Consider the following 15,496-nt stretch of genomic DNA (forward strand, 5'->3'; position numbering starts at 1 on the left):
CAACCAACAGGAGTGCGCCAATGTTTCCGGAATACCGCGATCTGATCACCAGCCTCAAGAACAGCGATAGCCATTTTCAGAAGCTTTTTGATGAACACAATCTGCTGGATAAAGAGATAAAGAATAAGGAAAGCCAACTATCCAGTGAATTTACCCAAGAAGTCAAAGAGATGAAAAAGCGTAAACTGGAGTTGAAAGAACAAGTTTTCGCCATCCTCAAGGCGAACAATTAACCCCAAACAGATAGGGTGCCAATTGGCACCCTGTGTAAATCAATTTAGGCTAAAACCCTAGCCAGGATTACAAGTAGTAGTCTTGCAAAGGCGGAAAACCATTGAAGCACACAGCCGAATAAGTGGTGGTATAAGCGCCAGTGGTCAACCAATAAAGCCTATCGCCGATAGCCAACTCCTCTGGCAACCCATAACTGTACTGTTCATACATTATATCGGCGCTATCGCAGGTAGGCCCGGCAATGACGCAAGGTTGCAGCTCCCCTTGAGCCTCAGTGTAAATCGGAAACTTAATCGCTTCGTCCATAGTCTCAATCAGCCCGGAAAACTTACCGACATCGGTAAATACCCAGCGCTCCAGTGCCGTGTTGGACTTACGGCTGATGAGCACCACCTCAGAGACCAACACTCCGGCATTGGCAATCAAGGAGCGCCCGGGTTCCAGCACTATCTTGGGCAACTGCTCACCAAAATCTTCTTTGAGGAAATGAATGATCTGCTCGGCGTAAGTGGTAAGACTATTGGTCTTGTCGATATAGTTGGCCGGAAAGCCGCCGCCCATATTGATCATCTCCAGCACTATGCCGTGTTCCTCTTTGAGCCGGTCAAATATCACCTTCACCTTACCGATAGCCGCGTCCCAAGCCCCAATATCCCGTTGCTGAGAGCCCACATGGAACGACAAGCCGTATGGCTTTAACCCCAACTCCTTGGCCAGCACCAAAAGCTCATAGGCCATCTCGTTCTGACAGCCAAACTTACGCGACAAAGGCCAATCGGCGGTTTCAGTCCCTTCGGTGAGGATCCGCACATAAACCTTGGCCCCAGGGGCCTCTTCGGCAATCATCCGCAGATCGGCCTCTGAGTCTGAGGCAAACATAGTCACGCCACGCTGGTAGAAAGCTCTGACATCCTTGCGTTTTTTAATGGTATTGCCATAGCTTATCCGCTCGGGGGAAACACCCAACTCCATCACCATATCCAGCTCATAGATGGAGGCTATATCAAAATTGGCCCCCTTATCACGCAGCAAGCTGAGGATCTCAGGTGCCGGGTTGGCCTTCACTGCATAATAAACGCTAGCAAAGGGAAAGCTCTGCACCATATCATCATACTGTTTCGCGATGATCTTGGTATCTATCACCACAAAAGGTGTCACCTTATCACTGGCAAAAGCTTTGATACGCTCAAAGGTTTCATTGTCATAATAATCAGCAACATCAATAGATTGAAATTGGCTCATTGGCCCTGTGTCTCCTCGACATTCAAGCGCGGCGAACAGCCTCGCCGATGCGGATTAAAATCCAGCGCAGTAAACGCTATTTCAGCCTCCCAGGCAATGAATTTTTATACATTAAAAATAATTTTTTATTCCAAAAATTCAAACCCTAACGACTACAAATTAAAACCATTAAGAATCATGCAATTACTACTTTCACCCTCAAATACAAACCATGATTGCTGCTCGCTTGAAGGTGCTTCAAAGCAAACGGCTACAGGTAAAGCATAGCGGCAAACAAAAGTGCACCGGATATTCGATTTAATGGAAGTATATAGCGAGTATTTTGCGATTATTTTCAATCGAGCATCCGGGTAAGCTGAATGCAGATATGTCAGGAGCTGCATCCGATAGCTGATTTGGAGACTCTATGTCCGCAACACAGATAATGCCGGCGCTGTTTCTGGGCCATGGCAGCCCGATGAACGCTTTGCAAAACAACACCACCACACAGCAGTGGCAAAAGCTGGGACAAACACTCCCCAGGCCCAGAGCGATATTATTACTTTCGGCCCATTGGTTGACACGGGGCACAGTTATTTCCACCGCACGTCGGCCGCAAACCATACATGATTTCGGCGGTTTTCCCGCCGAGCTCTTTGCCATGCAGTACCCGGCCGTCGGCGCGCCGGAGTTGGCAGAGCAGGTTGCTGCCAGTTTGAGCATTCCTGTCACTCGTATCAATTCGCAAGGGTTGGATCATGGCAGTTGGTCGGCCTTGGTTCACCTCTACCCCGAGGCCGATATTCCGGTATTTCAGCTGAGTCTGGATCAAAACCTCAGAGCGCAGCAGCAATTTCAGCTTGGACGCGAGTTAAGGCATTGGCGCGAGCAAGGCGTACTGATCATAGGTTCAGGCAATGTGGTCCACAATCTGCGCGTCCTGGCACCAGGCAGCCCACCACGGCCTTGGGCGACCCGGTTTAATCAAGCGGTTGCCGACAGTTTATTGGCAGAAGAATACTCAGCGCTGCTGGACTATAAAACCCTGGTCGATGCCAACACCGCCGAGCTGTGTCATCCAACAGATGAGCATCTGCAGCCGCTGTTTTATTTATTGGGAAGCGCCTTCCCGGGAGAGCGCAGGCTGCTGTTCAACAACAGCCTGGAGATGGGGGCTATCAGTATGTTGAGTCTGCAGCTCGGCTGAAGCTCTAGCTGCCAAGGGCTCAGTCTTGCAGCCCGGCTTCTTTGAGTGCCTGCTTCAGGGCTTCGGCATCATCAAAGTATTGCAGCTTGGTAATGGCCAACTTGTCCAGAGAGATCAGGCTGGCGGCATCCTTGGCGGCGGGCAGTAATTTGCTGATCTCACCCTCTTTGTCCAGAGCAATACTGAAAGTCAGATCCCGCATCTGTGGAATGGCAACAAATTTGGCAATCAAGGATGGCATACCGCTGATATCGGCCAGGTAAAAGATACCCGCCTGTTGCAACGCCTGATTATCACGGCCTTCGAGTGCAGTTTTGATGATCTCCCCGCCTTTCATGCTGCGACCAAACAAAAGATACTTGGCCGAAGTATCCAACACCATGGTTGCTTCATGCTGATCCTGCAGCGAAATGGGAGTCAATCTATCGCCCACTGTATATTCGGAAGCCTGGATCATAGGGCTGACCAATATGGTCAGACACAGAGAAAATAAAAACGCAAAAGACTTCATATAGTTCCCTTTTAATTTGCCATAACAAAGAGGCAGAATACCCTGTTATTGAATACAAGTGAGTGACATGACTCAGGAATATTGTGTCCATATCTTGCGACATTTCAGGAAAGGAGCCAAGCAATGAAAAATACCGGGTTGGAGCTGGAGTTGGCGCAGCTGCAAAATGTTTATGATCTGATAACCGAGTTTTTGGTGAAATACAGCTTCCAACTCCTGGGTGCACTGATCATCTTTCTACTGGGGTTGTGGCTGGCCGCCAAAGTGGCCAACACCGTCAGCCGCCAGTTGGCAAAACACAATGTCGATGTCACCCTGGCCACCTTTGTCACCCATCTGGTGCGGATACTGATCATCATAATGATCGCCATCGTTGCCTTAGGTAAGTTGGGGATAAGCGTCACCCCCATGGTGGCAGCCATAGGTGCCGCGTCACTGGGTGCCGGGTTGGCAATTCAGGGCATGTTATCCAACTACGCCGCTGGGGTGACCATTATCGTCACTCGTCCCTTTATCGTGGGCAACACCATCACGGTTAAGGGGACCACTGGCCTGGTCAAAGATATTCATCTGGGGCTGACCATACTCACCAACGAGGAAGGCGAGCAGATTAGCATTCCCAATAAACACATTGTCGGCGAGATACTACATAACTCCTTTGCCAACAAGTTGGTGGAAACCCACTTCAATATCGACTATCAAGCCGATCCCCAGCAGGCGATAGCCATAGCTCAGGCGGTGCTCGGCAGCCATCCCAGTGTCGATGCCAACTCCCCATCACAGGTGGGTATCAATGGTTTTAACAGCACAGGCATAGATATCGGCGTGCGCTATTGGGTTCCCACTGCCAGCTATTTCCAGGATAAGTACCAAATAAATCTGCAAATCTGGCAAGGCCTGCAACAAGCAGGAATTCAGATCCCCTGCCCGGCACGGGACATAAGGATCACTGAGCGACAAGAGAACTGATCACAAGCCTCTTTGCCACTCGGCTCGCAGGGCGAAGCGTCCTGCGAGCGCCTCCTCAACCGTCGCCATCAATTTGGCCTTATCCCGCCCAAGTATGCCTTTCAGCACCAAATAATTGGAAGCATGATCCGAACGGAAAATGGTCTGCTTCAACTCCAACTCCTGCAGCAAATAACGCATCTCCAGCAACAGTTGTCTTTGGTCCGGCATTTGAAAATCGCCATCAAACGCACTATCCATTCTTTCCTTGCCAAGTGGCAGGGTCACCACCAGGGTACTGAGATAATCCGGCTGCACCTCATTCATCAACCGCGCTGAATTAAGTGCGTGTTGCCTCGATAAAGCCACCCCCCCCAGACCATTGAGTATCATCACAGATGACTTAATCCCGGCAGCACGGATTTTCTCCAGCGCCGCCAGCGAGGAGGCGTAACTCTCCCCCTTGCCAATACGGGTCAGCACCTCGTCATCACCACTCTCACAGCCCACGTACAGTAAGGACAGCTTAAGTTGCCGCAGCCGCTGTAGCTGCTCCACACTCTTGTTACCAAGGTTGCGTGGCAAACAATAGCTGCTGATGCGACTGACATTGGGTAAGTAGTGATGAATCAGCTCACAAATCTGTTCCAACCTGGCAAACGGCAAAGTCATGGCATCACCATCGGCCAAAAACACCCGGCTCACCTCGGCGCCGGAAGCTGCAACCCGGCGCAGGTCTTGCTCCACCTTTTCCAAATTAAACGCCCTGAACCGCTTTTGCTCCTGGGTATACATGTCGCAAAAGGCGCAGCGGTTCCAGCTGCAACCATTGGTTACCTGCAATATGAGAGATTTCCATTCCGATGGCGGCCGGAACACAGGTTCAATATAGGACAACATACGGCTCCTCCTCGATGACCCAATCGCTATTACCCCTTTATGTTCCGGTAACGACCAGGCTTAAACTTTAGGGCTAACACTGAAGCGCTAAATTAGTCTGTTTTTTGAACAAAATCATATTTTAAGTCATGCAAGCCTGTTATATTAGCCAAATACGTAACAACTGCAGCGCCTTATGGTCAGCAAGTGCCAATCTGGGAAAGAGTCACTATGATCGCCACACAAGTACCTGACAGACGAAAGCCGGACGCAGAGCAGGTCAGCAATAGCATCCATTGGCATGCCATGACTGCCGAGCAACAACTCGCCTTCTATCGCTTACAGGGATATGGTTATCGCTTGCTGTTTGTACGTAATCTGCTCAGTGGACCCTTGGCTATCATAGCTCAGCATGCACAGCTGGCGACTATCTCCTCGGCAGGAGAGCTGGATCTGCAACCGGATATTCGCCTCAGGGCCTGAAAATGCCCCGGACGGGGCATTGGTTTTAAAGCCTGCTTCAATTCATCCCGGAAATATCAGACGATGACTTCCTGATAAGTCTCTACATGATGGGACTCTACCAGCTCAGGCATTTGCTGATGGAAATAGTGCTGGATGGCTTCTTTAGCGCAGTGCTGATCGAAAGATTCGATGTCGACAAACTTCTCAACGAAAGTGATCCTGCGCGGCTCATCACGACTCTGATTCAACTCGTAACGAATGCAACCATCTTCCTTGCGAGTATCCGTGATTAGTGCCGCCAGCACCTCAATCAAAGCCTGTTCTTTGCCTGGTTTGGCCAGAAAGCTGGCCACACATACGATTTGACGCTGGTTTATACGATATAACGACATTCAAGTGTCCTTCTTTTGAGCATGCAACAACATATCCAGGTGGGGAATGCCATCTTCCAGATAAACATCTGAAACCGCTTCAAACCCCAAACTCTGGTAAAACGCCCGCAGATAATCCTGCGCGCCAATCTTGATATCTTCAGCCGGCCACAGCTTTTGACAATTAACAATCGCCTCCTGCATCAACTGCCTGGCGCGGCCATCACCACGAGCCTTGGGCGCGACTGCTACCCGGCCGATACTAACCTGGGAATAACTGACACCTGCTGGCAGCAATCTGGCATAAGCCAACAGTTCTCCGGAACTACCGCGGCCAAGCAGGTGCATGGTCCCCGCCACGCGGTCTTTTTCATCCAACTCAGGGTAAGGGCAATTTTGTTCAACTACAAAAATATCCACCCTCAGTTTCATCAATTCATAGAGGGAGTCCAAGGTTAACTCTGTAAAGGGTAATAATTGCCACTGCACAGGTAGTACTCTGTTATTTCTCGGAAACTCAGCCTACACCAGTCTGAAATTCGGCGCAAAATATCTCAGCAATGAGTACGATAGGAGGGATGAAGATGTATAACCAAGAGACGCACGCTCCAATCATTGGCCTGCCCCATGATGTGGTCGATAAGACAGTGATCGCTCGTCCCGAGTCCTCAAAATAACCGGCCTTGCTTGTTATTCAAAGCCAAGCGCCACAAAGAAAAATAGCCCAAGTTACCGAGTTAAGCGCCAAGCCATCTCCCGGCGTAGCCTAGAGAAGGTGGGATAGGTTTGGCGCCGGAGGCCGGTGACAGACTATCGATAACACCAGTAAAGGTTTGGTCGGGAAACGCATCTAAATAGGTCTGTATCGGCGAACCGGGTTATCAATGTGGAAGTCGGGCTCTGTCGAGTCCCCTTACCTCACACAACCCCATCCGGCACCAAGGGTCGAGCACAAGCAATATCAGTTTTTATATCAGCACTGTTTTTGGCTTCAATAAATATTGACTGCCGATGTCAGTAATCACATTCCAAGAGAGCCGAAGATAACGCTGACGGCCTCACTCATTGACATCATTAGACTCCTGAAGTTTGCAGTGGTATTTTACAACTGTCTCAGTAGATTTATTAGATACCCGATACTCAACCCACTGTTTCACAGGCGTAACAATAAAATGGATCTCAATCGGATACAGGTTTTTGCACAAGTTGTTGATAAGGGAAGCTTTACCGCCGCAGCTAAGGCAATGGGCATCACCAAAGCGACCGTTAGTCGTAAGATAGCCGAGTTGGAACACAGCACTGGAGTACAGCTTTTACTACGCACCACACGTAGCCTGAAACTGACTGAGGCAGGGTCTATTTACTTCAACAAAGTCAATAAAATACTCACGGATTTACGCAGCGCCGAAGATCAACTCAGCGCCAGTCAGCAAACTATCCGCGGCAACCTGCGTATTGTTTGCCCAATAGAATTTGGCCAGCAAGCTCTCGGCCCTGTAATTGCCAAATTTCTGGAAGACTATCCACAAATGCAGATTGAAGCCGAACTGACCAACCGCAAAGTAGATATGGTCGAAGAAGGGATCGATGTGATGTTTCATGTCCAGGGGTTGGATGACCCGAGACTGGAAAACTTCCGCCTGATAAATGCCCACAAGGTGTTGATGGCCAGCCCGGAATATCTACAGAAATTTGGTACACCGGCTTCACCCGATGAGCTATTGAAGCACAAAGGAATACGCCTGGCATCACCATACATAGATGGCAACTGGCGAATATTTGATGGCAAGCAGTGGCAAGAGATCATTCCCGACTGTCGCTTGCAGGTCAACAATATCACCCTGGCCAGAGAAGCCGCCATAGATGGCCTTGGGATCGCCAGCCTACCTATGATGATTGCCTATGATGCATTGCAGCGAGGTGACTTGCTGCCGATACTGCAAGATTTTCCCATGGAGCATGTCACTGTCAATCTCATCTATCCCAAACGCGCCTATCTACCGAGAAAATGCCGCACCTTTATCGAATACTTCTATGAAGCCTTGTTCCAACGTTGGGGTAATCTGGTATTGGACATACCCCCCTATGTCATTCCCCCGGAGAATTTGGCACAGATGACCCCGACCAATATCTGCTGTGACCATTGAGGGTTTGCTTTTACGATCTCCTTGGGCTATGGTGGGTGTTGGTCATATTTTCCCTTATTTTTAAGTGCTTGCACTTGCATTGATGTTGCGGAGGCTCATTATGTACAGTCACACTTTTTCTCTCAAGAGCACCTCACTGACATTTCCAGTGTAAGCCGGGTGCGGCCGCGCATCCGGCAGTAACAAAGTTTTCTATTCATTTTCCGTTTCAGCCTGTGAGGTTGTGGTGGTGTATAAATCTTTGTCTGCACTGGCAGATCTATTTTCATTCAAAACATCGCAGCTCTATCTGCAAAACTCGTTCAATGTCTCATTGAGACCACTGACCCTGGCATCGGTGATCGCCAGACTGGCGCAACCCTGTCCCGGCGGCGGTGTGGTGCACCCGGGAACCAAGGCGCGCCTGCAAAACCTGAAAACCGGCGAATTTCTGGAGGTAGAGTTGGTTTATCCACAACAACATGATCCCGACTCCGGCCGCTATTCGGTATTGTCCGATCTGGGCGAAGCCCTGCTCGGATGTACGCTGGATGAACTGATTGAAGTGGATGTACCAGGTGGCCCCGTGCTGTTTCAGATCTTATCCCTGAACCAGCCAAGGCCCTGCCTGCCAGCCTGATTGCATGCTTATAGACGCTTAACAAGAGGAGACAGTGCCTTGAAGTGTTTAATTCAGCCGTGAACTGCCCCGACAGGATGATCCGGGGTTTGGCTTAATCCTTTGACCACCGCCTCTTTCCCGGTCGGTCAAAGGGGAAACAGCCCTCTCTCCTAGCAAAGCGGCGGCGTGGAGAGGGGTCATTGAAGAGGAGATACGCTCATGAGTAAAGAAAAAGCGAAGAAAAAACCAACTAAATCCCTGAAAGAAAAACGACGGGAAAAGCGCGAAAAACGCGCAGATCAAGAGTAAGCCCAAGCTACTCCTTCGGGAAGGTGCAAATAAGTCCCATGTGTGCTCTGCGTCGGCTTACAGGCCTGAATGCAAGGCGTGGTTCGCAGCAAATGGCCCTAGTCCTTTGCAAGAAACACAACACAGCAGGCAGGCCTGTAAGCCACGCCCTTCGGGGCTTTCACTGCAAAGGGCTCTCTGCGTTATCCGACTTCGACAGGCCCCGGCATGCCTTCAGTCAGATGCCTTGAACGCCAATTGCTGTGTAAGCCAGAGTGCCACGAGGACTTGTTCGCACCTTCCTTAGTTTCGAGCCACCTTTTGGGCGCCTTAAGGCGCCCCTTTTTTTCAAGGAAGAACAAGGGCACTTCCTTGGGCCAGTTGTTGCCTGTAAGCCTGTGGTGTACAACCGGCATACTTGCGAAACAAACTAATAAAGGGCGAGGTCTGATGATACCCCAGCGTCAATGCCACCTCTTTTACTGATATCGCTTGCCGCAGCAATTGTAAACTGTGGATAAAGCGATAACGTTGCCGCCACTCGGTATAGTTCATCCCAAGCCTTGCCTGGCACAAGCGCGCCAACGTACGTTCTGTTGTCCCCAAGGTATCTGCCCAGGCAGCAAAACTGCGCCCGCCCTCAGGTACGGCTTCCAGCTCGGCAGCTATGGCTTGCAACATGGGATGGTCGGTTACCGGTAAAAAAGGCTGCACTTCCCTGGCCCGACTCAATTGATCCAACAGCACCTTAAGCAGCCTTTGATCCTCAGGCGTATGGGCCAACTCAACACCTCTTGAGTTCAAGTCCATCAAAATAGCTTCCGCTATCGGACTCAACTCCAGTAGGCAGATGTGCTTGGGCAGCCTGGTAGCCAGTTCCTGCGGCACATTCATTGAACTGTACTGCACGCAGCGGCGCATGTAGCTCTCATGTTTTATACCGGCCGGGATCCAGATACCGCACTGCGACAACGACATAAAGCGCCGCCCTTGAGCCACCAGCTCCATCAAACCACCGCGACTCAATTGCAGTTGCCCCCAGGTATGGCTGTGCATGGGTGTCAGCGTATCGGGTGAAAACTGCTGGTAATAGAAAAACACCTGTGAGCCATCACCAGGATGCTGCCCCGGTGGATGATAAATATTAGCCATATACCTATGTCCGAAGGCGGATTGAACTTGTCTGATAGCAGATATGTATATCACATAAGACGTGAAATAATCTGCCCCTATTATCTATCTGTTAAGCCTTGTTCTTAGGGCTGAGGAGTCCTTTTTTGTATCTTTTTCCCTTATTGGCGGTAGCCATCTGGGCCGGCAATAGTCTGGTTAATAAACTCTCCGCCGATGTTATAGCGCCGGAAGCCATCTCCTTCTATCGTTGGGCCTTTGCACTTTTGTTATTGACCCCAGTGTTGCTTCCCGGGGTTTGGCGCCGCCGCGCCATGATTCGCCCTCATCTTGGCAAACTCGCCGTGTTGGCAAGCCTAGGAATGGTGCTGAACCAAAGCCTGGCGTATTTTGCCGCCGCGACCACCAGCGCCACCAATATGGCATTGATTACCTCTCTGGTGCCGGTTCTCAGCCTATTGCTGGCGGTGCCTTTACTCGGAGTAAGGCTCTCCAAATTGGCACTGCTTGGCGCCTTTATCTCCTTCAGCGGCTTACTGTTTATGCTCAGCCAAGGCGACTTGGCCCGGCTGTCCACCTCAGTGGTTCCCGGCGATCTCCTGTTACTGCTGGCCGCCGTGGTCTATGCCCTCTACGGCGTGCTGTTGAAACGCTGGTCACTGCAACTGCCGACCTGGGATTTGTTGTACATGCAAATACTGTTCGCCGTATTCATGCTGTCCCCCCTGCTGCTCTTTGCCAGCAGTATCAGCATTACTCAGGCTTCACTGCCCTTGATAGCCTATGCCGCTATCTGTGCCTCGATTCTGGCGCCTTGGGCCTGGATCAAAGCAATAGCCCTACTGGGCACAGAGAGAACTGCCATCTTTATGAATCTGATGCCAATTTTCACTGCCGTGCTGGCATCCACGCTACTGGATGAGCAATTGGGAATACCTCACTATGTCGGCGGTGCTTTAGTGCTGACCGGGGTCAGCCTGGTGCAGTATCGAGCCAGACGCCCAAGAGCCATACTCAAGGCGGAAGCACTTTAAAAAAGTTGTGGCAGCGACAGATTCGTCCAGGCTTCACTCGCTCTCTCGCACAAGCTTTCGCAAACCCTGGCCACTTTGTAGTGAAATACTCTTAGAAAATTCTTGCAAAGGGCCAGGGCCATTGGCTGCGAACCGCGCCTTGCATTCAGGCCAGCAAGCCGACGCAGAGCTCAGATAAAACTTGTTCCCGTCCCTTAGTCAAATACCGTCTCAAAACCAGAGCGTTATTCACAAATATTCTATTGAAGCCGACAGCAGTATTTCAGCAACAGGCGTAAAATATCCAGGTCGGCCCAGGCCGACCAACTGGTTGAATCACACCGGTGTCTGACTGACCGGTATGCCAGCTGTAAGTGGATCTTAAATTGCAGGAAGCGGGGAGATAAACCCCAGCCAGGCTTTCGCTATCAATGGAATCAACACCATGAAAGAGCACAAAAACAGCAAAGAGCAAAAGAAGAAACCCATGCACTCTGCCAAGGAGAAACGGGCCGCCAAAATAGCCAAGAAACAGGCCAAACTCAATCCTGTGGAGAATATCAAACAAAGCAAATGACCCCCTCCCTTCACAGCCCCTGTTTGGCAATAGATAAAACGAAAGGCGCTCAATCGAGCGCCTTTCCCTATATCTGTTGAGTGTCAGCCGGAGCAGCAATCCCGCCGCAGCCAACGCCTGGGGATCTTGTCGTAAATCACCTTGCCCATCAGCAGCGCCAGAATAATCCCCGACCAGTTAACCACAGCCTGTGGCAGTAACTGGTGCTCTTCCCCTATTTGCGGCATCACTTCAAAACCAAAGTTCGCCACCAGCAGGTTCACCAGCATTCCGGCCAGCAGCGCCACCCCGAGTACCCCGCCAAGATAGCCGTAAAGCGCCCGTTTACCCATCTCTTTGGCGACTACGCCCAGAGTGGCTATGTTGGTGGCAGGTCCCGCCAGCATAAATACCAACACAGCGCCCGGGGAAACCCCGGCCAACAGCAAACCTGCCGCTATAGGCGTCGAAGCAGTGGCACAGATATACATGGGGATGGAGATGAGAACCATCACCAACATGGCCAGAATACCGCCGCCCCATTGGGCCAGGAAATCTCCCGGCACATAGGTCTGTACCAGCGCGGCAAAGAACAACCCCACCAGCAACCAGATGGCGGTGTCACGCACCAAATCCGTCGCGGCATACTTAAGACCAGCCAGCACTCTATGCAAGACAGACTTCGACTTAAGTTCAGCCGCCATATCGTCACTGTCGCAGCAGCTTGAGGCCGATTGTGATGATGAACAACATGAAGCCGTCTCTACCTTGGGTTGCGAGCAGCAGGACTGAGTGGCTTCTTCCTTGACCGAAGAGCAACAAGACCCGCCGACGGTGCTGGCCTTAGCGGTACTGATCTTAACCGTACTGCAGCAGTCTGCCTCTTGCACCTTGGCCGGGGCACAGCAGGAACTCTGAGCTTGTGTCGGCGTGGCCTTGAGAGAACTGTAGGTCTCGGCGGCTGCCGGCTTGAACTGAGCCACTGTTTTGGCTTGAGCCTTCTCCGGCTCGCTCTTCTTCACTACCTCAGAGGGCAAAACCGGCTCATCATCGCGGCCAACCAGCAAACCCGCCACTATGGCACTGCATACCGCGGCAATAGGTCTGACAATCGCCATAAAGGGGCCGAGCAGAACATAGGACACAGTGACCGAATCGACACCGGTTTCAGGGGTCGATACCAGAAAAGAGGTGGTGGCCGCCTTGGAGGCGCCACTGCGTCTCAGGCCAACGGCGGCCGGGATAACGCCGCAGGAACACAGCGGCAAAGGCGCGCCCAGCAGGGCCGCCTTGACAGTGGTCTTGAGGCCATGGCCCCCCAATTGTTTTTGCATCCAGCTCATGGGAACAAAAACCTTTAGCAGCCCCGCCAGCACCAGCCCCAATAGCAGCCAGGGGGCCGACTCGAGAAACAGCTCAATAAAATTATCCATCAACATGATTTTGCGCCCCTACTTACACGGCTATTGGCATGACTGTGCTTGTGACCCTTGCCGGTTTCGACTCTGGGGGACAGCTCATCGTCACAGGACTCCAACGCCTCCAAAATCGAACAATGCTCGGCACTTTCAGGGCCGCCACAGCAGGTATCAGACAGTAACTGCAAAGACTGGCGGAACTGGTTAAGCTCGGCAATTTTCTGCTGCACCTTATCCAACTTGTCGTCCACCATGCCTTTGACATCGCTGCAGGCACGGTTGGACTTATCCAGTTCAATGGACAAAAGCTCGGCTATCTCCCCCAGGGTAAAACCTACCGCCTTGGCCCTGAGAATAAACTTCAGCCGCTCGGCATCCCTGTCGCTGTAGACCCGGTAACCGGAGTCGGTGCGCATAGAGGGTGCCAGCAGGCCGTGTTTCTCGTAAAACCTCAGGGTATCGGCCTTGATATCAAAGCGCTTGGCCAGTTCACCTATCCTGTACATATGCAGTTCCTGCTAATAATTCCTATTCAAGTATAAAGCTTAGAGCTTAATCCAAGGTCAAGTGTTTTTTATCCCGCTTCGGGGTTTTGGCTTGTTCGCAGAGCAATATTGTGAAACGCGTAGAAAAAACACCGCGGCAAATCGTTTTACGTTAAAATACAGCGCGCCTTGAGGGTTCCCGGACCATTCGAGGGACTTTTGGAAAACAATGCCAATCAGCACTGCCTGGTTTTCCGAAAGATCCTTGAATATAAAAAAGTGGAATACTGTACCCAAATGAATAATGCCAGACCCATACGTCGCGCGCTCTTGAGCGTATCTGATAAGACCGGAATCCTGGAGTTCGCCAAGGCGCTGCATGCCCAGGGCGTTGAACTGCTGTCCACCGGAGGCACCGCCCGCTTGCTGGCGGATAACGCTATACCTGTCATTGAAGTTTCAGACTACACAGGTCACCCAGAGATCATGGATGGCCGGGTCAAGACACTGCATCCCAAAGTGCATGGCGGTATTCTCGCCCGTCGTGGCCAGGACGAAGCCGTCATGGAAGCCAACGGCATAGGCCCGATTGACCTGGTGGCCGTTAACCTCTACCCCTTCGCCGAAACCGTTGCCAAACCGGGTTGTACCCTGGAAGACGCCATCGAGAATATCGATATCGGCGGCCCAACCATGGTGCGCGCCGCGGCCAAGAACCATAAAGACGTCACCATAGTGGTCAACGCCTCTGACTATCAACGCGTACTGGCAGAAATGGCGGCCCACCAGGGTTCAACCACTCTGGCGACCCGTTTCGATCTGGCCATTGCCGCCTTTGAACATACGGCCGCCTATGATGGCATGATAGCCAACTACTTCGGTACTCAGGTTCCGGCCCACAGCAAGGACGAGTGTCACCAGGATTCCAAGTTCCCGCGCACCTTCAACACTCAGTTGCTGAAGAAGCAAGATCTGCGCTACGGCGAAAACAGCCACCAGAGTGCCGCCTTCTATGTTGACCTCAACACAGACGAAGCCTCGGTCGCCACTGCCGTGCAGCTGCAGGGTAAGGCGCTGTCTTACAACAATATCGCCGACACTGACGCCGCGCTGGAATGCGTCAAGGAGTTTGAGCAACCCGCCTGCGTTATCGTCAAGCACGCCAACCCCTGTGGTGTCGCCCTGGGCAGCGATCTGCTGGACGCTTACAACCGCGCCTTCAAGACAGACCCTACCTCGGCCTTCGGCGGCATCATCGCCTTCAACCGTGAGCTGGACGGCGCTACTGCGGCGGCCATTGTCGAGCGTCAGTTTGTTGAAGTGATCATCGCTCCTAAAGTCAGCGAGCAAGCCCGCGAACTGGTTGCCAAGAAAGCCAATGTCCGCCTGCTTGAATGTGGTCAGTGGCAAGGCCGTACCAAGGGCCTGGATTACAAGCGGGTCAACGGTGGTCTGCTGATCCAGGACAGAGATCAAGGCATGGTGACCGAGGCCGACCTCAAGGTGGTCAGCAAGCGTCAACCTACTGCCGAAGAGATCAAAGATCTGCTGTTCTGCTGGAAGGTCGCCAAGTTCGTTAAGTCCAACGCCATTGTTTATGCCAAAGACGGCATGACCATAGGGGTGGGCGCAGGTCAAATGAGCCGGGTCTACAGCGCCAAAATCGCCGGTATCAAGGCCGCCGATGAAGGCCTGGTCGTGGAAGGTTCTGTGATGGCATCCGATGCCTTCTTCCCCTTCCGTGACGGTATCGATGCCGCTGCTGCTGCCGGTATCAGCTGCATCATTCAACCCGGTGGCTCCATCCGCGATGAAGAGGTGATTGCCGCTGCAGACGAGCATGGAATGGCCATGGTATTTACCAATATGCGCCACTTCCGTCACTGATAGTCAGCAGGCCCAAACCGGCCTGCACTGATGCAATGAACTTATCGCCGGAATAACCTCCGGCGATTCGCCGTAACAAAGCCCTGCCCGGCCGGAACCAGCCCGCAAGGCGTTAAGCGAAAAAGGATAAGAAG

Annotated in this window: 17 protein-coding genes; 9 read left to right on the top strand and 8 right to left on the bottom strand. The window is 51.8% G+C overall.

Going from position 1 to position 15,496, the window contains the following annotated elements; translation table 11 throughout:
- Nucleotides 1–20: 20 nt before the first annotated feature.
- Nucleotides 21–233 carry a YdcH family protein gene (locus tag ACMHXH_RS00225; RefSeq protein WP_039035228.1) on the top strand — a complete coding sequence of 71 codons (213 nt, stop codon included), beginning with the start codon at nt 21–23 and terminating at the stop codon, nt 231–233.
- Between the two features lie 67 nt (nt 234–300).
- On the opposite strand, the gene ACMHXH_RS00230 is transcribed toward ACMHXH_RS00225, so the two are convergent.
- Entirely contained in the window at nt 301–1,476 is a 1,176-nt protein-coding gene (locus ACMHXH_RS00230; protein ID WP_039035229.1) for a type III PLP-dependent enzyme, read from the bottom strand.
- 406 nt (nt 1,477–1,882) lie between these two features.
- Between ACMHXH_RS00230 and ygiD the strand changes: the two genes are divergently transcribed.
- Complete coding sequence (gene ygiD / locus ACMHXH_RS00235; protein WP_071476014.1) at nt 1,883–2,662, top strand: 4,5-DOPA dioxygenase extradiol; 780 nt, start codon at nt 1,883–1,885, stop codon at nt 2,660–2,662.
- 19 nt (nt 2,663–2,681) lie between these two features.
- Here ygiD and ACMHXH_RS00240 read toward each other — a convergent pair whose 3' ends face one another.
- Nucleotides 2,682–3,173: a hypothetical protein gene (locus ACMHXH_RS00240; protein WP_071476013.1), complete on the bottom strand. Its 492-nt coding sequence runs from the start codon at nt 3,171–3,173 to the stop codon at nt 2,682–2,684.
- Between the two features lie 123 nt (nt 3,174–3,296).
- Between ACMHXH_RS00240 and ACMHXH_RS00245 the strand changes: the two genes are divergently transcribed.
- The gene (locus ACMHXH_RS00245) at nt 3,297–4,142 is read left to right on the top strand and encodes a mechanosensitive ion channel family protein (protein WP_039035233.1); all 846 of its coding nucleotides are present in this window, start codon (nt 3,297–3,299) and stop codon (nt 4,140–4,142) included.
- On the opposite strand, the gene ACMHXH_RS00250 is transcribed toward ACMHXH_RS00245, so the two are convergent.
- The gene (locus ACMHXH_RS00250; RefSeq protein WP_039035234.1) at nt 4,143–5,021 is read right to left on the bottom strand and encodes a radical SAM protein; all 879 of its coding nucleotides are present in this window, start codon (nt 5,019–5,021) and stop codon (nt 4,143–4,145) included.
- A 210-nt stretch (nt 5,022–5,231) separates the two neighbouring features.
- Between ACMHXH_RS00250 and ACMHXH_RS00255 the strand changes: the two genes are divergently transcribed.
- Complete coding sequence (locus ACMHXH_RS00255; protein WP_025888228.1) at nt 5,232–5,483, top strand: hypothetical protein; 252 nt, start codon at nt 5,232–5,234, stop codon at nt 5,481–5,483.
- A gap of 56 nt (nt 5,484–5,539) precedes the next feature.
- Here the strand turns inward: ACMHXH_RS00255 and ACMHXH_RS00260 are convergent, their stop codons facing one another.
- Together ACMHXH_RS00260 and ACMHXH_RS00265 are read right to left on the bottom strand one after the other, a co-directional pair.
- Nucleotides 5,540–5,857, bottom strand: coding sequence for a putative quinol monooxygenase (locus tag ACMHXH_RS00260; protein ID WP_071476011.1), 318 nt, complete (start codon nt 5,855–5,857; stop codon nt 5,540–5,542).
- Nucleotides 5,858–6,325 carry a GNAT family N-acetyltransferase gene (locus tag ACMHXH_RS00265; RefSeq protein ID WP_039035237.1) on the bottom strand — a complete coding sequence of 156 codons (468 nt, stop codon included), beginning with the start codon at nt 6,323–6,325 and terminating at the stop codon, nt 5,858–5,860.
- 683 nt (nt 6,326–7,008) lie between these two features.
- Between ACMHXH_RS00265 and ACMHXH_RS00270 the strand changes: the two genes are divergently transcribed.
- Entirely contained in the window at nt 7,009–7,983 is a 975-nt protein-coding gene (locus tag ACMHXH_RS00270) for a LysR family transcriptional regulator (protein WP_039035238.1), read from the top strand.
- Nucleotides 7,984–8,212: 229 nt separating this feature from the next.
- The gene (locus ACMHXH_RS00275) at nt 8,213–8,602 is read left to right on the top strand and encodes a GreA/GreB family elongation factor (RefSeq protein ID WP_224867961.1); all 390 of its coding nucleotides are present in this window, start codon (nt 8,213–8,215) and stop codon (nt 8,600–8,602) included.
- Between the two features lie 618 nt (nt 8,603–9,220).
- Here the strand turns inward: ACMHXH_RS00275 and ACMHXH_RS00280 are convergent.
- Nucleotides 9,221–10,024, bottom strand: coding sequence for an AraC family transcriptional regulator (locus ACMHXH_RS00280; RefSeq protein WP_101095141.1), 804 nt, complete (start codon nt 10,022–10,024; stop codon nt 9,221–9,223).
- Between the two features lie 125 nt (nt 10,025–10,149).
- Between ACMHXH_RS00280 and ACMHXH_RS00285 the strand changes: the two genes are divergently transcribed.
- Nucleotides 10,150–11,037, top strand: a complete 888-nt coding sequence (locus ACMHXH_RS00285; RefSeq protein ID WP_335912539.1) for a DMT family transporter — start codon at nt 10,150–10,152, stop codon at nt 11,035–11,037.
- A gap of 424 nt (nt 11,038–11,461) precedes the next feature.
- Complete coding sequence (locus ACMHXH_RS00290) at nt 11,462–11,593, top strand: hypothetical protein (RefSeq protein WP_256213884.1); 132 nt, start codon at nt 11,462–11,464, stop codon at nt 11,591–11,593.
- A gap of 83 nt (nt 11,594–11,676) precedes the next feature.
- On the opposite strand, the gene ACMHXH_RS00295 is transcribed toward ACMHXH_RS00290, so the two are convergent.
- Both ACMHXH_RS00295 and zntR read right to left on the bottom strand, forming a co-directional pair.
- Nucleotides 11,677–13,011 (bottom strand): SO_0444 family Cu/Zn efflux transporter, encoded by a 1,335-nt coding sequence (locus ACMHXH_RS00295; protein ID WP_335912541.1) that lies wholly within the window; start codon nt 13,009–13,011, stop codon nt 11,677–11,679.
- Complete coding sequence (zntR, locus tag ACMHXH_RS00300; protein ID WP_101056232.1) at nt 13,005–13,496, bottom strand: Zn(2+)-responsive transcriptional regulator; 492 nt, start codon at nt 13,494–13,496, stop codon at nt 13,005–13,007. The genes ACMHXH_RS00295 and zntR overlap by 7 nt, the downstream gene beginning before the upstream one ends.
- A gap of 276 nt (nt 13,497–13,772) precedes the next feature.
- Here zntR and purH point away from each other — a divergent pair, with 276 nt between their 5' ends.
- Nucleotides 13,773–15,362, top strand: coding sequence for a bifunctional phosphoribosylaminoimidazolecarboxamide formyltransferase/IMP cyclohydrolase (gene purH / locus ACMHXH_RS00305; protein WP_039035254.1), 1,590 nt, complete (start codon nt 13,773–13,775; stop codon nt 15,360–15,362).
- Nucleotides 15,363–15,496 lie beyond the last annotated feature (134 nt).

It is taken from the genome of Shewanella sp. BJSY2023SW001 (genome assembly GCF_047314685.1).
GTDB classification, from domain to species: domain Bacteria; phylum Pseudomonadota; class Gammaproteobacteria; order Enterobacterales; family Shewanellaceae; genus Shewanella; species Shewanella indica.

What these genes read in the sequence shown, in the direction of transcription:
- ACMHXH_RS00225 (WP_039035228.1), top strand. Translation starts at nt 21, where the DNA reads ATGTTTCCGGAATACCGCGATCTGATCACCAGCCTCAAGAACAGCGAT.
- ACMHXH_RS00230 (WP_039035229.1), bottom strand. Translation starts at nt 1,476, where the DNA reads ATGAGCCAATTTCAATCTATTGATGTTGCTGATTATTATGACAATGAA.
- ygiD (WP_071476014.1), top strand. Translation starts at nt 1,883, where the DNA reads ATGTCCGCAACACAGATAATGCCGGCGCTGTTTCTGGGCCATGGCAGC.
- ACMHXH_RS00240 (WP_071476013.1), bottom strand. Translation starts at nt 3,173, where the DNA reads ATGAAGTCTTTTGCGTTTTTATTTTCTCTGTGTCTGACCATATTGGTC.
- ACMHXH_RS00245 (WP_039035233.1), top strand. Translation starts at nt 3,297, where the DNA reads ATGAAAAATACCGGGTTGGAGCTGGAGTTGGCGCAGCTGCAAAATGTT.
- ACMHXH_RS00250 (WP_039035234.1), bottom strand. Translation starts at nt 5,021, where the DNA reads ATGTTGTCCTATATTGAACCTGTGTTCCGGCCGCCATCGGAATGGAAA.
- ACMHXH_RS00255 (WP_025888228.1), top strand. Translation starts at nt 5,232, where the DNA reads ATGATCGCCACACAAGTACCTGACAGACGAAAGCCGGACGCAGAGCAG.
- ACMHXH_RS00260 (WP_071476011.1), bottom strand. Translation starts at nt 5,857, where the DNA reads ATGTCGTTATATCGTATAAACCAGCGTCAAATCGTATGTGTGGCCAGC.
- ACMHXH_RS00270 (WP_039035238.1), top strand. Translation starts at nt 7,009, where the DNA reads ATGGATCTCAATCGGATACAGGTTTTTGCACAAGTTGTTGATAAGGGA.
- ACMHXH_RS00280 (WP_101095141.1), bottom strand. Translation starts at nt 10,024, where the DNA reads ATGGCTAATATTTATCATCCACCGGGGCAGCATCCTGGTGATGGCTCA.
- ACMHXH_RS00290 (WP_256213884.1), top strand. Translation starts at nt 11,462, where the DNA reads ATGAAAGAGCACAAAAACAGCAAAGAGCAAAAGAAGAAACCCATGCAC.
- ACMHXH_RS00295 (WP_335912541.1), bottom strand. Translation starts at nt 13,011, where the DNA reads ATGTTGATGGATAATTTTATTGAGCTGTTTCTCGAGTCGGCCCCCTGG.
- zntR (WP_101056232.1), bottom strand. Translation starts at nt 13,496, where the DNA reads ATGTACAGGATAGGTGAACTGGCCAAGCGCTTTGATATCAAGGCCGAT.
- purH (WP_039035254.1), top strand. Translation starts at nt 13,773, where the DNA reads ATGAATAATGCCAGACCCATACGTCGCGCGCTCTTGAGCGTATCTGAT.